The sequence below is a fragment of the Sphingomonas bacterium genome (assembly GCF_028292945.1).
Taxonomy (GTDB): Bacteria; Pseudomonadota; Alphaproteobacteria; order Sphingomonadales; family Sphingomonadaceae; genus Sphingomonas.
On sequence record NZ_JAQGLJ010000089.1, the window covers coordinates 1 to 15859 of the forward strand.

Here is a 15859-nt window from a genome sequence, read left to right on the forward strand (position 1 = left end):
GCGACGGCGTATTCGTTGGCGTCGTAAGCGCCGCGCACGACCTTACCCATGCCGAAGAACTCGTGCGTCACGCCGGGAAAGGTGCGCTGCTCGACCCGACCACCGGCATTGCGGATCGCGGCGGCGAGCGTGTCGCCGTCGGAGCGCAGCGGGTCGATCTGCGCGTTGACGATCGTGACGGGCGGCAACCCGCGAAGGTTGGCGCGGACAAGGTTGATGCGCGGGTCCTGCTGGTCGGCCGTCGTTGACGAGTAATAATGGCCGAACCATCTCAGCATGGCGGTGTTGAGTGGCTTGGCGGCAGCGGAGTCGCGGCGCGACGGGAGTGTCATGCTGCTGTTGGCGATGGGGTATACCGCGAGGATATGTTGGGGTGCTGCGAGGCCATTGTCCCTCGCGTAAATTGCGGTGGCGACCGCAAGATTGCCGCCGGCGCTTTCGCCCGCGGTTGCCATTCGCGCCGCATCGCCGCCCCAGGCGGCCGCGTTCTGCAGCACCCAGCGATAGGCCGCCGCCGCATCGTCATGCTGGGCGGGAAACTTGAATTCGGGCGCGTGGCGATACTCGACGGAGACGACGATCGCGTTGAGCTGCTTGGACAGGAGGCGTGGCGTGGCGTCATAGGTGTTGACGTCCGCGATCACCCAGCCGCCGCCATGATAATAGACGATGATCGGCAGCGGACCCGCGCCGGCCGCCGCCACGGGCCTGTAAATGCGGGCGTACTGCATCGGGTCTGCGCCATAGGGCAGGTCCTGCGTCGTCACCGCCGGATCCGGTGCGGTCGACATGCCCTGGCGGCGCATCAGGGCATGCGCGGCATCGGCGGCCGAGGGCTGGATGCGGGCCTTGACCGGCGTCAGCATTTCGATCGGCTTCGCGCCGAGCAGGGGAAGCTGATTCAGCACGGCCTGCATGTCGGCGGCGGCTCGCGGCGGGGCGGGATACGCCATGCGGTTGTGGGGTGGCGGCGGTGCATTTGGCGACGGGGCCGACTGCGCAAGGAGCGGAGCGGACACACCCATCAGCAAGGCGGTACCGAAATTCAAGCGACGGGCCATGGGTTTACCTGCGATGAACGGGTGCAATGGCTGCCCAACCGCCGCCTCTCTTCTCGGTTCCGGGCACTGATGGAGGTTACACCATAAGTCGGCGCGGCATTGTCGCCGCCGAATGGCTTTGCTAGCCATCGCACCGTGGATGCCACCGACGCCGCGCGCGAACGCCTGACCGCAGCGCTGGTGCTGACCGGCACCGAGGACCGCGTCGCATTCCGCAAATTATATGATCTTACCGCCGCGAAGCTTTTCGGGATCTGCCTGCGTATCTGTGGTGAAAGGCAGGGCGCCGAGGACGTGTTGGCAGAAGTGTATCTGACGGTGTGGCGGCGTGCGGGCGCGTTCGAGCCCGGCCGGTCCAGCCCGATCACCTGGCTGGCGGCGATCGCGCGCAACCGGGCGATCGACTGGCGACGCGCCCGCGGCAGCCGCCCCACCGCGCCACTCGCAGACGCGCCGGACGTGGCCGATCCCGCGCCGCTCGCGAGCGAGCTGCTGGAGGCGGCGGGCGAAGCGGCACGGCTGCACGGCTGCCTCGCTGGCCTGGAGGAGCGGCAGCGCGCGACGATCAGCACGGCCTTCTTCGACGGCGTGACCTATGCCGAGCTGGCCGACCGGCAGGCGGTGCCGCTGGGTACGGTGAAGAGCTGGGTCCGACGGGGCCTGCAGGCGTTGAAGCGGTGTCTGCAGGCATGACCGACAACGAACCCGATGTCGCGGCCGCCGAACTGGCGTTGGGCGTGCTGGAAGGGCCCGAGCGCGCGGCAGCGTATCGCCGCGTGCTCGCGGAACCGGGCTTTGCGGCAGAGGTGGAGTGGTGGCGCGATCAGTTTGCGGTGCTGGTCGACGCAGTGCCTGCCGTCGAGCCGGGCGCGCACATCTTCGCGGCGGTCGAGCAGCGTCTCGATCAACCGACGGCTGCGCCACGTCGCGGCTGGCTGTGGCCCTCGATCGCCGGGCTGACGAGCATCGCCGCGGCCGCCATGCTGGCGCTGATGGTGGCTCAACCCGAACCCGAACCGGTCCCGACTGCACCGCCTGCCGCGCTGTCGGGCGCGCTGCTGGCCGCCGCCATCGCCCCCACCGGGGCCGGCGACCCGCTCAGCGCGATCTTCGATCCCAGCGCGGGCACGTTGCGCCTCAGCGCCGCTACGCTGGCGACGGCCGGCAAATCGGCAGAGTTGTGGGTGATCGGTGGCGATGGCGTTCCGCATTCGCTGGGACTGCTGCGCCAGGGCAACGTCACCGCGCTGCCGATCGCACCCGCCGACCGCCCACGACTGGCGGCGGCTGCGACGCTGGCCGTGACGATCGAGCCGCTCGGCGGATCGCCCAGCGGCGCGCCGACGGGACCGATCGTCGCCAAGGGTACGCTCGCCCGCACATAAATCTCAGACGCCGTGCATCCGTCTCGGCGCGGCGTCCGTAGCTCCGGCCAGCATCCACGAAGGGTGCCTGGAGAATTCGCGATGCCGACCCCGTTTCGTACCTCGATCACTGCCGCAGCGTTGCTGCTGAGCGTCAGTTCGGTCGCCTCCGCCCAGCGCAATCCCCGGGTGGGCGGCGCGGCGATGTATCCGACCAGAACGATCGTCGAGAATGCCGTCAATTCCAAGGATCACACCACGCTGGTCGCTGCCGTCACCGCAGCAGGTCTGGTGCCGACGCTGAGCGGTCCTGGTCCATTCACCGTCTTCGCACCGACCAATGCTGCGTTCGCGAAGCTGCCGGCGGGCACGGTCGAGACGCTGGTCAAGCCGGAGAACAAGGGCACGCTGACCACGGTCCTGACCTATCACGTCGTTCCGGGCACCATGACGTCGAAGGACATCGCCAAGGCGATCAAGGCCGGTCGCGGCACCGCGCGGCTGACGACGGTGCAGGGCGGCACGCTGACCGGCACCATGATGGGCAAGCGCCTGATGCTGAGGGACGCCAAGGGCGGCACGTCGATGGTCACCATCGCCGACGTTCGCCAGTCCAACGGCGTGATCCACGTCGTCGACACGGTGCTGATGCCCTGAAGGACGCGCGGGGGAAGCTCCGGCCTCCCCCGCTCGGTTCTGGCAAAAGGTTATCCTGTGGCAAAGCAAATCCCGTGGCGCGAGGAAGCGGTGCTGGTCCGCACGACCGGTGCGTCGGTTCAGGACGGCGGTCGCGTGATCGTGGGCGAAGGACCGTTGTTCCGGCTGCTCGACATCGCCGATGCGCTTCCCCCAGCGGAGATCGGGCGGTACTTTATCACCCTGCCCGACCGTCGCACGCCGCCGTTCCGTTTCGAGGGCGAGGCGATCGTTCGGCTGCTGGGGCGGATGGATCGGCCGGGGGCGCTGGCGCTGCTCAATGCTCGCGCGCGCCTGGCCATGCGGCGCTAGTCGATGCCGCTGAAGCTGGTGGCGTCGCCCTTTATTCGCCGGGCAAGAGCTTTGTATGCCGGGGAAGGCCGCTAGCCGACGGGCAAGCGCTTTGTTCGGGTTGGGTCAGTGCATGACCAGGTAGAACTTGCCCGGCTTCGCGCCGGTGTTCTTCAAGCCGATCGTCACCCGCGTCGTCCACGCCGGCGTTTCAGCCGCACTGCGCGCGACGGGGGCCGTCCGGCAGGGCAATGGCCGCCCGTCGCTCGTCACCGAGAGGATGAAGGGGTCTACCCCGGCCGCGACGCCGACGCGTGCGCGCTGGCCGGCGAGAAACGTCTGTTCGACCCTGAACGCCTCTCCCGGACGCAGGCTGAGCGCGCGATACCGGATCGCCATCAAGTCGCCTCCCCCGAAGCATCCCGCGAACACGCTGTTGGCCGGCGCGCGCGCTGTCGACCGATCAGCCGACGCCAAGCACCTCCACCGCGTCAGGCTCTCCACCGAACGCGACCAGCTCGCCCGCCATCGCCCCCATCAGCGCGCGCGCCAGCGGCGCGGACCAGGCGATCAGTCCGGCGGCCGGGTCGGCCTCGTCGTCGCCGACGATCCGAAAGCGGCGTTCGCTTCCCCGGAGCCGGATGTGCACGTCGCTGCCGAAGCCGACCTCGTCGGCGTCCGGGGCCGGGGCAACCACTGCGGTGACCGCGCGGGTGTGCCAGTAGCGCAAGTCCCTGGCGACCGCCTCCCTGCCCGCCTCGTCGGCGGCGGCCAGCGCCGCCTCCAGCTCCGTCACGCGGGCGTGGATCAGATCCAGTCCGCGCGCGGTGACGATGTTGGGACCGGCCGGGATCGGCAGCTCGAAACGCGGCTCGCGATGCTCCTCGTCACTCTCCCGCCGAAACGCCACGCTCATCGATCGAACTCCCTGCGCACGAGCGTTCCCCCGATCGCCAAGGAACGCAAGCGGTTACCGCTCGATCGGTGACTCAGCGACGCCCTAGACGGCGACGTCGGCGTCGCTCAGCGGATCGCGCCGTCGCGTGTCGGGCAGCAGCAAGGCGGTGATCAGCGCCACGGCGCAGATCGCGGTGGCGTACCAGTAGAAGCCGGACTCGTTGCCCGCCTGCTTGAACGACAGCGCGACATATTCCGCCGTGCCGCCAAAGGCTGCGTTGCCGATCCCGTACGCCAGCCCGACGCCGAGCGCGCGGACGTGAACGGGGAACAGCTCCGCCTTGAACAGCCCGCTGACGGCCGTGTACGGACTGGCGATCGTCAGCGCGAGCAGCACCAGCGCGAACGCCGCGCCAGCACTCGTCACGCCGCCCAGCAGCGTCAGCAACGGCACGGTGGCGAGCGTCGCGCAGACGCCGAAGATGACGATGTTGGCCTTGCGTCCGATGCGGTCCGACAGGGCGCCGAATGCGGGCTGCATCAGCGCGAACGGAATCAGCACCGCGGTCATCACCCAGTTCGCCGTCTTGGCGTCCATCGCGGCAGTGTTGACCAGGTATTTCTGCATGTAGGTCGTGAAGACGTAGAAGAAGAGCGAGCCGCCTGCGGTGAGCCCCATCACGATCAGGAATGCGCGCCAGTGCGGCAGCAGCGCGCGCATCGTGCCCGCCTCCTTGTTCCGATCCGGCGCAGTCTCGGGCATGTCACGGCGCAGCGCCAGCACCGCGACCGCCGCCACCGCACCGAGCGCGAAGGGAATACGCCATGCCCACTCCCGCATCGCCTCGTCCGACACGAACTGCTGGACGAGGAGGATAACGGTGAGCGCCAGCAGCTGCCCGCCGATCAGAGTCACATACTGAAACGAGGCCCAGAAGCCGCGTCGCCCCTTGGTGGCGATCTCGCTGAGATAGGTCGCGGCGATGCCGTATTCGCCGCCAGTGGAGAAGCCCTGCACCATGCGGCCGAGCAGCAGGAGCACCGGCGCGGCCGCGCCGACCTGCGCATAGGTGGGTACGACCGCGATCAGCGCGGAGCCGACCGCCATCAGCAGGATGGCGACCATCATCGAGTGCCGCCGCCCGCGCCGGTCGGCAAGTCGACCGAAGAACCACCCGCCCAGCGGTCGCATCAGAAAACCGACGGCGAAGATTCCCGATGTGCCCAGCAGCTGCGCGGTGACATCGCCCTTGGGGAAAAAGGAGGCGGAAAAGTACAGGGCGGTGAAGGCATAGACGTAGAAGTCGTACCATTCGACCAGATTGCCCGCCGACCCGGCGATGATCGCCCGCAGCCGCGCGCGCGTGGTCAGCCCCTCGTCCATCTTCTCGTCGCTCGTCACGCTCGTCTCCCGCCTGACCTTCGTCGGAACGGCGCGCGGGCGTCAAGGTGCGATCAGGGTGCCGCGCCGTTCCCCCCGGACGGCGCGGCGGTGGTCCAGTGGAGCGGACACCGGACACCGACACCGGATGCCGCCAAATGGTACGAGGCACCATCGGCCAAACCGGCTAGGCCGAATGGGCGAAGAACACCATACAATCGGGGATGTCTGCCGCCGCGCTTGCGGCCTAATTGAAAGGCGCTGCGGTGCCGGGGGCCCGGCCCGCGAACCGGGGACCGCCCATGTCGCATCACGGCCACGCCTTGCGCCGAGAACCATCACCGGCCCGACGGGGGCCGGCGTTCGAACCACCGGCGGCATGCAACGAGCCCTGCTCGGCGATGGTGCTGACGGTGCGCTCGATCAACGGCTGCCCGGGCGACACGCTGTCGCTGGATCTCGCCGGCACGAATTATACGCGGATGGGCAGCGACCTGTATCTCGACGACAGACGCATCGGGCGAGTTACGGGCGGGGCCGGCACGGCGCTGCGCCTGAGCCTGGCCGGGGCCGCCGATCGGCATGCGGAGCGACTGCTGGAGCGCGTGCGCTATGCCAATGTCAGCCCCGGCGCGCCGTACAGCCGCCTGTTCCTGCTCACCACCACGGCGCCTGGTAGGGCGGCGGCGACCATGCGGCGGCAGGCGGTCAACAGTGCCTGGCTGGCGATGCTCGCCGAGCAGGTCGCCGCCGCGCTTGGCGATCTGGCGGCGCGCGGCGAGGCGACGGTCGATCGCAGCGGCCGGCTGCGCGCGCTCGCGCCGGCGGTGCTGCCGGCCGACAGCAACGCCGAACCTGAGGCGCTGAACGCCGCGCTGGAGCTGGTGCTGGCGGCGCGAAACCCGCGCGCGCCGGCCCCCGCGAGCAGCGAAGCGGCACGCCTGTCGCCGCGCCAGTGCGAGGTGCTGCAGCTGGTGGCGAGCGGGTGCTCCAACAAGCGGATTGCGCTGGAACTCGGCGTCTCGCCCGCGACGATCAAGACCCATGTCGCCAGCGCGATCGCCACGATCGGCGCGCGAAACCGCACGGACGCGGCGATCAGGGCGCGCGAGCGGGGCTGGATTTGAGCCGCACGTGCCCTAAGCCGATGAAAGACAACCCCGGGGAGTGCAGCGTGACGGACGATCGCAAGACGGCAGCGGACTTTCCGCGCGAGGTGCTGACGCTGTTCGACCAATATGTGCATGGAAGCCTGAGCCGGCGCGGATTCCTGGACGGATCGGCGCGGGTGCTGGGCAGCGTCGCGGCGGCCAGCGCGGTGCTGGGCGCGCTCACTCCGGATTTCGTCGGCGCGCAGGTGGTCGCCCCCGACGACAAGCGGATCGCGACAACGCGCGTCGACATCGCCTCGCCCGAGGGCTCCGGCACGATCAAGGCCTACGTCGCCAGGCCGAAAGGCGCGTCGCGGCGGTCGCGCAAGCCGGTGGTGCTGGTGATCCATGAAAATCGCGGGCTGAACCCGCATATCGAGGACATCGCGCGGCGGCTCGCCACCGCCGGCTTCATCGCGGTCGCACCCGACGCGCTGACCGCGCTGGGCGGCTATCCGGGCACCGAGGACGCGGCGCGGGCGCTGTTCGGGAAGCTGGACCAGGCCAGGATCTTCACGGACTTCCTCGCCGCCGCCCGCTGGGCCGAGGCATTGCCCGACGGCAACGGCAAGCTGGGCGCGACCGGTTTCTGCTATGGCGGCGGGATCGTCGGGCGACTGGCGACGCGGATGCCGTCGCTGCGCGCGGGAGCGCCCTTCTATGGCTCGCCACCGCCGATCGAGGGCATCCCCGCGATCAAGGCAGAGCTGGTCGTCCACCTCGCCGCAAACGACGAACGGGTCAACGCACAGTGGCCGGCGGCGGAGGCGGCGCTGAAGGCAGCGAAGACGCGCGCGCAGATCCTCGTCTATCCCGGCGTCGAGCACGGGTTCAACAACGACACCACCCCCAGGTTCGACAAGGCGGCGGCGGACCTCGCCTGGGCGCGCACGCTGGCGTTGTTCCGCAAGCGTCTGGGCTGACCTGGGCCCCCTCCCCGGCGAAAGCCGGAGCCCAGTGTCGGTGCGCAGCGCCGACCGGCGCTACCGCGCGGCATCTTTGCTTGGCTGGGGCCCGGCTTTCGCCGGGGAGGGACTGAGACGCTTACCAGCGGCTCACTCGGACGGGTGCGTCGCCCAGTGCTTGTTGATCCACAGCGCGCCCAGCGTGCAGGCAACGCCGGACAGCAGGTACAGCCCGACGGCCCACAGCCCCAGCCTGCTGGCAAGGAACAGCGCCACCAGCGGCGCGAACGCCGCGCCGGTGAACCAGGCGGCGTTGGCGACGATCGCCGCGCCGGTGTAGCGCGCGGCCGACGGCAGGCGATCGTTGACCACGCCCGACGACTGACCGAACGCCAGCCCGAGCAGCGCCGCGCCCGCGAGCATGAAGCCGACCTGCCCGCCAATGCCCCAGCCGAGCAACGGCGGGCCTGCGAACCCGAACACGCCGATCGCGACGGCCGACCAGCCCAGCACCTTGCGCCGCCCGATCAGGTCGGCGGTCACGCCCGATGCGACCAAGGCGAGCAGAAAGACCACCGCCGCGCCGATCTCGATCAACAGGAACTGCTCCAGCGGCCGTGGCTGCGTCAGCATCACCCAGGCGAGCGGAAACACGGTGACGACATGGAACAGCGCGAAGCTGGCGAGCGGCGCGACCGCGCCGAGCAGGATGATGCGCCACTGCTCGACCATCGTCCGAAACGCCGGCGCGGGTTGAAGCTCGCCCTGTTCGAACAGCCGCGTGAACTCGGGCGTTGCGACCAGCCGCAGCCGCGCGAACAGCGCGACGACGTTGATCGCCAGCGCCACGAAGAATGGATAGCGCCAGCCCCAGGCCAGGAAGTCACGCGGGGTCAGCACCCACAGGAAATAGGCGAACAGCGACGCCGCCACGATCAGACCTAGTGGCGCCCCGAGCTGCGGCACCATCGCGTACCAGCCGCGCTTTTCGCGAGGGGCGTTGAGCGACAGGAGCGTCGGCAACCCATCCCACGCGCCGCCCACCGCCACCCCCTGCCCGACGCGGAACAGCGCCAGCAGCCACGCCGCCGCGGCGCCGATCTCCGCATGGCCGGGCAGCAGCGCGATCGCCATCGTCGAGCCGCCGAGGAGGAACAACGCGATCGTCAGCTTGACCCCGCGCCCGTGGTGGCGGTCGATCCACATGAACAACAGCGTCCCGAACGGCCGCGCGGCAAAAGCGACGGCGAACAGCGCAAACGAATACAGCGTAGCCGTCAGCGGGTCCGCCCAGGGGAAGATCAGCCGGGGGAAGACGAGCACGGAGGCGAGCGCATAGACGAAGAAGTCGAAATACTCCGACGCGCGGCCGATCACCACGCCGATCGCGATCTCGCCGGGCCGGACGCGGTGCTCGCGCGCATTGACAAGGCGGGCGTCGCGTTCCAGCGGCGTGGAGGTCGCAGAGGCAAGTGCGTTCATGCTGCCGATCCGTTCACGCCATTCCCTACCGCTTAGGTCGCGCTTGCGACGCTGTCCAACGCTGTTGGTCGCGGGTTGCGCCGCCTTGCTGGGCGGGTGCAGCGGCGGTGTGCTGGACCCGGCTGGCGACGTGGCACTGCAACAGCGCAACCTGCTGGGCATCGCGACCGCGCTGATGCTGCTGGTCGTCGTGCCCGTGATGGCGGCGACGGTGCTGTTCGCGTGGCGCTATCGGGCCGGCAATGCGGGCGCGACCTATGATCCCGACTTCGATCATTCGACCGGGTTGGAATTGCTGATCTGGTCGGTGCCGTTGCTGATCGTGATCGTGATCGGCGCGGTGACCTGGACCAGCACGCACCTGCTCGACCCGTTCCGTCCGCTCGATCGCATCGCGGCGGGCAAGCCGTTGGCGGCGAACGCGCCTCACCTGGAGGTGCAGGTGGTGGCGATGGACTGGAAGTGGCTGTTCATCCTGCCGGAGCAGGGCATCGCCACCGTCAACGAACTGGCGCTGCCGGTCGACGTGCCGGTGCGGTTCCGGATCACCTCGGTCAGCCAGATGAGCACCTTCTATGCGCCGACGATGGCTGGGATGATCTATGCCATGCCCGGTATGGAATCGACGCTGCACGCGGTGCTGAACCGGCCGGGAGAGAGCTGGGGCTATTCGGGCAATTACACCGGTGCGGGCCATTCGGATCACCGTTTCCGCCTGCGCGGGATGGACCGCGCGGGGTTCGACCGCTGGGTAGCGCATGTGAAGGGCGGCCAGCCGCTCGCCGTGCCGGCCTATCTCCAGCTGGAGAAGCCGAGCGAGAAGGTGCCGGCGCTGCGCTTTGGGCGGGTCCAGTCGGACCTGTTCGCCCGCATCGTCAATCGCTGCGTGCGCCCGAACACGCCCTGCATGAGCGACACCATGCGCGGCGACATGCGGCGCGGCGGCGGTGATCCCGGCAATGCGCGCCTTGGGTCCGGGACCATGCCCGGTCGTGGGACGACGGGCGACAAGCCGGTGCCCGCATTGCAGAAGAACCCCGAAGCGGGCTCCGGCTCGCGTGCGCCCAAGCCGGCCGGACCGGGGCCGCGCGAACGCGACACGACCGCACTGCCGCCGCGAGGCGCACATGCCTGAGTGGAAGACGATCTTCGGACGGCTTACGATCGAGTCGTTCCCGATCCACGAGCCGATCATCCTCGGCACCTTTGCCGTGGTGGCTCTGCTCGGCGCCGCCATCGTCGCCGCGATCACGCGGTATCGGCTGTGGGGCTGGCTGTGGCGCGAGTGGTTCACCAGCGTCGATCACAAGAAGATCGGCATCATGTACGTGATCCTGGGTATCGTCATGCTGGTGCGCGGGTTCGGCGATGCGGTGATGATGCGCGCGCAGCAGGCGATCGCGCATGGTGGTGCCGAAGGGTATCTCGACGCGCATCATTATGATCAGATCTTCACCGCGCACGGCACGATCATGATCTTCTTCGTCGCCATCCCGCTGGTGGTCGGCATCGTCAACTACGTCGTGCCGCTACAGATCGGCGCGCGCGACGTGGCGTTCCCGTTCCTCAACAACCTCAGCTTCTGGCTGACCGCGTCGGGCGCGGTGTTGACGATGGTGTCGCTGTTCGTGGGCGAGTTCGCGCGTACCGGCTGGCTGGGCTACGCGCCGCTGTCGGGTCTCAAATACAGCCCGGATACCGGCGTCGACTATTACCTGTGGTCGCTGCAGATCGCCGGGATCGGCACGACGCTGTCGGCGATCAACATGGTCGCCACCATCGTCAAGCTGCGCGCGCCGGGCATGACGATGATGAAAATGCCCGTCTTCTGCTGGACGGCGCTGTGTTCGAACGTGCTGGCGGTCGCCATTTTCCCCGTGCTGACCGCCGCCTTCGCGCTGCTGCTGCTCGACCGCTATGTCGGCACCGCGTTTTTCACCAACGAGGCGGGCGGCAGCCCGATGATGTACTGGAACCTGGTGTGGATGTGGGGGCATCCCGAGGTCTACGTCCTGATCCTGCCCGCGTTCGGCATCTATTCGGAAATCACCTCGACGTTCAGCGGCAAACCGCTCTTCGGCTATGCGTCGATGGTCTATGCGACGGTGGTCATCACCATCCTGTCGTGGCTGGTGTGGCTCCACCATTTCTTCACCATGGGCTCGGGCGCCAGCGTCAACGCCTTCTTTGGCATCGCGACGATGGTGATCGCCATCCCGACCGGCGCCAAGGTCTTCAACTGGCTGTTCACGATGTACCGCGGGCGCATCCGTTACGATCTGCCGATGATGTGGGTGGTGGCGTTCATGCTCACCTTCGTCGTCGGCGGCATGACGGGCGTGCTGCTGGCGGTGCCGGCGGCGGATTTCGTGCTGCACAACTCGCTGTTCCTGGTCGCGCACTTCCACAACGTCATCATCGGCGGCGTGGTGTTCGGACTGTTCGCCGGGATCGTCTATTGGTTTCCCAAGGCGTTCGGCTTCAGGCTCGACCCCTGGTGGGGTGCGGTCGGCTTCTGGGGCTGGGTGGTCGGTTACTGGATCGCGTGGACGCCGATGTACGTCGCCGGACTGATGGGCACCACGCGCCGGGTGCGCAAGTTCGACGATCCGGACCTGCAATTCTGGTTCGTGCTGGCGGCGATCGGCGTCGTGATCATCGCGATCGGCATTTTCGGCTTCCTGATGAGCATCGTCATGGGCATCGTCCGCCGCGACCGGTTGCGCGACGCAACCGGTGACCCGTGGGGCGGCAGGACGCTGGAATGGTCGACCAGTTCGCCGCCGCCTGCGTACAATTTCGCGTTCACACCCGTCGTGCATCGGCTCGATGCCTGGTACGACATGAAGGGGCGCGGCGCACGGGCGCCGCAGGGGGGGTGGAGAGCGATCCACATGCCGCGCAACACGGGCACGGGCGTGTACCTGTCGGCGCTGGCGCTGGTGCTGGGGTTCGCGATGGTCTGGTATATGTGGTGGCTGGCCGCAGTCGCTTTCGCCGGGCTGCTCGCGGTCGGCATCGGCCACACCTTCGTGCGCGATCGCGATCACCACATTCCGGCGGAAGAGGTGGCTCGGATCGAAGCCGAGCGGCTGGCGAACACCGATGGCTGAGGCTTCCAAGGACGAGCCCGTGATCTGGTACGCCACCGACGAACAGGAGCACCCGCCCGGCGACGCGACGGTGCTGGGCTTCTGGATATACCTGATGAGCGACGCGCTGATCTTCGCGGCGTTGTTCGCGACCTTCGGCGTGCTGTCGACCAGCTATGCCGGCGGGCCGGTGCCGCGCGAGATCTTCGACCTGCGGCTGGTGGCGGTCAACACCGGGCTGCTGCTGGTGTCGTCGCTGACGTTCGGCTTCGCGATGCTGGCGCGCGGCGTGCGCGAGACGCAAGGGTGGCTGGCCGTGACTGCGCTGCTGGGCGCGGCGTTTGTCGGGGTCGAGCTGTACGAGTTCGCGCACCTGATCGCCGAGGGCGCGACGCCGCAGCGCAGCGCGTTCCTGTCGTCCTTTTTCGTGATCGTGGGGACGCACGGGCTGCATGTCACCGCCGGGCTGGTGTGGATCGGCGTGCTGGTGGCGCAGATCGGCCAGCACGGGCTTGTCGCCAATCGCCGTCGGCTGGTGTGCCTGGCGATGTTCTGGCACTTCCTCGACATCGTCTGGATCGCGGTGTTCAGCTTCGTCTATCTGTTCGGGATGATCCGGTGAGCGACGAGCAGGCACAGGGTTCGCGGCGCGGGTACGCGGTCGGCTTCGCGCTGTCGGTGGTGTTGACCGCCCTGCCCTTCTGGCTCGTCATGACGGGCGCGCTGAACAGCGTGCCCGCGACCGCGATCGCGATCTTCGCCTGCGCCGCCGTTCAGGTGGGGGTGCACGTCGTCTGCTTCCTGCACCTCGACACCAAGGCGGAGGGCGGCTGGACGCTGATCGCGTTCGTGTTCACGCTGGTGATCGTCGCAATCATGGTCGGCGGGTCGATATGGATCATGTACCACATCAACACCAACACGATGCCCGGCATGCCCGGGATGTAAGCTGGTGGCTGGCTGTCGGCGCGATGCTGGTGGCGCTGCTGATCGGGCTGGGCGTGTGGCAGCTGCAGCGGCGGGCCGAGAAGCTGAGACTGATCGCGCAGGTGGAGCGCAATATCGCTGCCGCGCCGGTCCCCGCCCCTGCGATTGCAGGGCCCGCCGACGCCTATCGCCGCGTGGCGGTGCGCGGTCGCTTCAGGCATGGCAGCGAGACGTGGGTCAAGGCGGTGACGGAGCGCGGCGAAGGCTTTTGGCTGATCACGCCGCTGGTGGGCGCGCGGACGGTGCTGATCAATCGCGGGTTCGTGACTTCCCTATCCGCCCTCCCCGGCGAAAGCCGGGGAGGGGCTTCTGCGGGCGGCGCGGCAGCAATCGACCGGCCGGCAGGCGAGGTTGTCATCGCCGGGCTGCTGAGGCTCACCGAGCCCGGGGGCGGGTTTTTGCGCGCCAACGATCCGGCGCGCGATCGCTGGTTCTCGCGCGATGTCGCGGCGATCGCGCGTGCAAAACAGCTCGGCGCGGTCGCACCCTACTTCATCGACGCGCCCGCGGGCGGCCGCGGCAATCCGGTCGGCGGGCTGACGGTGGTCGCCTTTCGCAACAACCACCTGATCTACGCGCTGACCTGGTTCGGCCTCGCCGCGCTGACGGCATATGCAATGTTCCGACTGGTGCGACTCCGCCGCTGACGAACGCGTGCGGGTCTGCTAGGGGCCCGCGCGTGCTCAACATCAATGCCATCACGGTGCGCCTCGGCGGGCGCACGATCCTCGACCGCGCCGCCGCCGTGCTGCCGCCGGGCAGCCGCGTCGGCCTGATCGGCCGCAACGGCGCAGGCAAGTCGACGCTTGTCCGCGTTGTCGCGGGTCTGCTCGATCCGGACGAGGGCTCCGCCGACATGCCGCGCGGTGCCCGCATCGGCTATATCGCGCAGGAGGCCCCCTCGGGCGACTCCACTCCGTTCGACACTGTGCTCGCCGCCGACACCGAGCGCGCCGCGCTGATGCACGAGAGCGAGAACACCGAGGACATGGACCGGCTGGGCGACGTGTACGAGCGGCTGATCGCGATCGACGCCTACACTGCGCCCGCGCGCGCCGGTCAGATCCTGATCGGGCTCGGCTTCGACGAGACGATGCAGCAGCAGCCGCTCGACAGCTTTTCGGGCGGGTGGAAAATGCGCGTGGCGCTTGCCGCGCTGCTCTTCTCCAAGCCCGACCTCCTGCTGCTGGACGAGCCGTCGAACCATCTCGATCTGGAGGCGGTGATGTGGCTGGAGGATTTCCTGCGGACCTATCCCGCGACGATCGTCGTGGTCAGCCATGAGCGCGATTTCCTCAACAACATCGTCGATCACATCCTCCACCTCAGCCAGGGCAAGATCACGCTCTACCCGGGTGGATACGACGCCTTCGAGCGCCAGCGTGCGGAGCGGATGGCACAGCTTGCCGCCGCCAAGGCGAACCAGGACGCGCAGCGCGCGAAGCTGCAGGACTATATCGCCCGGAACTCGGCGCGCGCCTCCACCGCCAAGCAGGCGCAGAGCCGGCAGAAGATGCTGGCGCGGATGCAGCCGATCGCCGAGCTGGCGAACGATCCGACGCTGTCGTTCGACTTCCCCGATCCCAGCGAGCTGCGCCCGCCGCTAATCACGCTCGACATGGCGGCGGTCGGATACGCCGACACGCCGATCCTCAAGCGCCTGAACCTGCGCATGGACCCCGACGACCGGATCGCGTTGCTCGGCCGCAACGGCAACGGCAAGACCACGCTCGCGCGCCTGCTCGCCGCGCAGCTGACGCCGATGGAAGGCGAGATGAACGCGTCGGGCAAGATGCGCGTCGGCTATTTCACCCAGTATCAGGTCGAGGAACTGGAAGCCGACGACACGCCGCTCGCCCACATGACGCGGGTGATGAAGGGCGCCAGCCCCGGTGCGGTGCGCGCTCAGCTTGGCCGCTTCGGCTTCTCGGGCGATCGTGCCACCGCTGTCGTGGGCAAGATGTCGGGCGGCGAGAAGGCGCGGCTGGCGCTTGCGCTGATCACCCGCGACGCGCCGCATTTGCTGATCCTCGATGAGCCGACCAATCACCTCGACGTCGACGCGCGCGAGGCGCTGGTCCGCGCGCTCAACGAGTACAAGGGCGCGGTGATGCTGGTCAGCCACGATCGCCACATGGTCGAGACCACTGCGGACCGCCTGGTGCTGGTCGACGACGGCACCGCGCGCGAATTCGACGGCACTCTCGACGATTATGTGGCGATGATCCTCGCCGGCGACGCGAAGCCGGCCGAGCCGAAGCGCAAGAAGGAGTCGCCCAAGGCTGCCGCCGAGCGCCGCGAGGCAGACGCGGTGCGCCGCAAGGAGGCCCGCGACGCCGAGGCGGAACTGGCGAGGCTGACCGCCGATCGCACCGCCATCGACCAGGCGATGTTCGCCCCCGCGACCGCGGCTGCGCCCCTGGCGAAGCTCAGCATGACCGAGCTGATGAAGCGGCGCGCCGAGTTCGACGCGCGCATCGAGGCGGCCGAGGCGCGCTGGCTGGAGGCGAGCGAGGCGCTGGAAAAACTGGCGGAGAAGCTGGCCGCCTGAT

17 protein-coding genes are annotated in these 15859 nt (G+C 68.7%); 12 read left to right on the forward strand and 5 right to left on the reverse strand.

Annotated features, from left to right (window positions below):
- On the reverse strand, positions 1–1061 hold a 1061-nt coding region (locus JWN21_RS10215; RefSeq protein WP_299649340.1), incomplete at its 3' end, for an alpha/beta hydrolase.
- Positions 1062–1196: 135 nt separating this feature from the next.
- Between JWN21_RS10215 and JWN21_RS10220 the strand changes: the two genes are divergently transcribed.
- The 4 genes from JWN21_RS10220 to JWN21_RS10235 all read left to right on the forward strand — a co-directional run bounded on the left by JWN21_RS10220 (position 1197) and on the right by JWN21_RS10235 (position 3433).
- Entirely contained in the window at positions 1197–1754 is a 558-nt protein-coding gene (locus tag JWN21_RS10220) for a sigma-70 family RNA polymerase sigma factor (RefSeq protein ID WP_299649342.1), read from the forward strand.
- Positions 1751–2446: an anti-sigma factor gene (locus JWN21_RS10225; RefSeq protein ID WP_299649345.1), complete on the forward strand. Its 696-nt coding sequence runs from the start codon at positions 1751–1753 to the stop codon at positions 2444–2446. Before JWN21_RS10220 ends, JWN21_RS10225 begins: the two co-directional genes overlap by 4 nt.
- An 81-nt stretch (positions 2447–2527) precedes the next feature.
- Complete coding sequence (locus tag JWN21_RS10230) at positions 2528–3082, forward strand: fasciclin domain-containing protein (protein ID WP_299649348.1); 555 nt, start codon at positions 2528–2530, stop codon at positions 3080–3082.
- A gap of 57 nt (positions 3083–3139) precedes the next feature.
- Positions 3140–3433 carry a hypothetical protein gene (locus JWN21_RS10235; protein ID WP_299649350.1) on the forward strand — a complete coding sequence of 98 codons (294 nt, stop codon included), beginning with the start codon at positions 3140–3142 and terminating at the stop codon, positions 3431–3433.
- A 105-nt stretch (positions 3434–3538) separates the two neighbouring features.
- Here JWN21_RS10235 and JWN21_RS10240 read toward each other — a convergent pair whose 3' ends face one another.
- The 3 genes from JWN21_RS10240 to JWN21_RS10250 form a co-directional block, all read right to left on the reverse strand.
- Positions 3539–3811, reverse strand: coding sequence for a hypothetical protein (locus JWN21_RS10240; protein ID WP_299649352.1), 273 nt, complete (start codon positions 3809–3811; stop codon positions 3539–3541).
- 64 nt (positions 3812–3875) lie between these two features.
- Positions 3876–4328: a GreA/GreB family elongation factor gene (locus tag JWN21_RS10245; RefSeq protein WP_299649355.1), complete on the reverse strand. Its 453-nt coding sequence runs from the start codon at positions 4326–4328 to the stop codon at positions 3876–3878.
- Between the two features lie 84 nt (positions 4329–4412).
- The gene (locus tag JWN21_RS10250) at positions 4413–5711 is read right to left on the reverse strand and encodes an MFS family transporter (protein WP_299649358.1); all 1299 of its coding nucleotides are present in this window, start codon (positions 5709–5711) and stop codon (positions 4413–4415) included.
- A 380-nt stretch (positions 5712–6091) separates the two neighbouring features.
- On the opposite strand from JWN21_RS10250, the gene JWN21_RS10255 reads away from it, so the two are divergent.
- Together JWN21_RS10255 and JWN21_RS10260 are read left to right on the forward strand one after the other, a co-directional pair.
- Positions 6092–6817, forward strand: coding sequence for a response regulator transcription factor (locus tag JWN21_RS10255; RefSeq protein WP_299649361.1), 726 nt, complete (start codon positions 6092–6094; stop codon positions 6815–6817).
- A gap of 47 nt (positions 6818–6864) precedes the next feature.
- A complete protein-coding gene (locus JWN21_RS10260) occupies positions 6865–7764 on the forward strand; it encodes a dienelactone hydrolase family protein (protein WP_299649364.1) in 900 nt (299 codons plus the stop codon).
- Between the two features lie 132 nt (positions 7765–7896).
- On the opposite strand, the gene JWN21_RS10265 is transcribed toward JWN21_RS10260, so the two are convergent.
- Positions 7897–9228, reverse strand: coding sequence for an MFS transporter (locus JWN21_RS10265; RefSeq protein ID WP_299649367.1), 1332 nt, complete (start codon positions 9226–9228; stop codon positions 7897–7899).
- 64 nt (positions 9229–9292) lie between these two features.
- Here JWN21_RS10265 and cyoA point away from each other — a divergent pair, with 64 nt between their 5' ends.
- Genes cyoA through JWN21_RS10295 form a run of 6 tightly spaced genes read left to right on the forward strand, consistent with a single transcriptional unit; the run spans position 9293 to position 15858 of the window.
- Positions 9293–10363 (forward strand): ubiquinol oxidase subunit II, encoded by a 1071-nt coding sequence (gene cyoA, locus JWN21_RS10270; RefSeq protein WP_299649370.1) that lies wholly within the window; start codon positions 9293–9295, stop codon positions 10361–10363.
- Positions 10356–12341, forward strand: coding sequence for a cytochrome o ubiquinol oxidase subunit I (gene cyoB / locus JWN21_RS10275; protein ID WP_299649373.1), 1986 nt, complete (start codon positions 10356–10358; stop codon positions 12339–12341). Before cyoA ends, cyoB begins: the two co-directional genes overlap by 8 nt.
- Positions 12334–12942, forward strand: coding sequence for a cytochrome o ubiquinol oxidase subunit III (cyoC, locus tag JWN21_RS10280; RefSeq protein WP_299649376.1), 609 nt, complete (start codon positions 12334–12336; stop codon positions 12940–12942). The genes cyoB and cyoC overlap by 8 nt, the downstream gene beginning before the upstream one ends.
- Positions 12939–13268 carry a cytochrome o ubiquinol oxidase subunit IV gene (gene cyoD / locus JWN21_RS10285; RefSeq protein ID WP_299649379.1) on the forward strand — a complete coding sequence of 110 codons (330 nt, stop codon included), beginning with the start codon at positions 12939–12941 and terminating at the stop codon, positions 13266–13268. The genes cyoC and cyoD overlap by 4 nt, the downstream gene beginning before the upstream one ends.
- Before the next feature lie 23 nt (positions 13269–13291).
- Complete coding sequence (locus JWN21_RS10290; protein WP_299649382.1) at positions 13292–13954, forward strand: SURF1 family protein; 663 nt, start codon at positions 13292–13294, stop codon at positions 13952–13954.
- A 32-nt stretch (positions 13955–13986) separates the two neighbouring features.
- A complete protein-coding gene (locus JWN21_RS10295; protein WP_299649385.1) occupies positions 13987–15858 on the forward strand; it encodes an ABC-F family ATP-binding cassette domain-containing protein in 1872 nt (623 codons plus the stop codon).
- Position 15859: the final 1 nt, after the last annotated feature.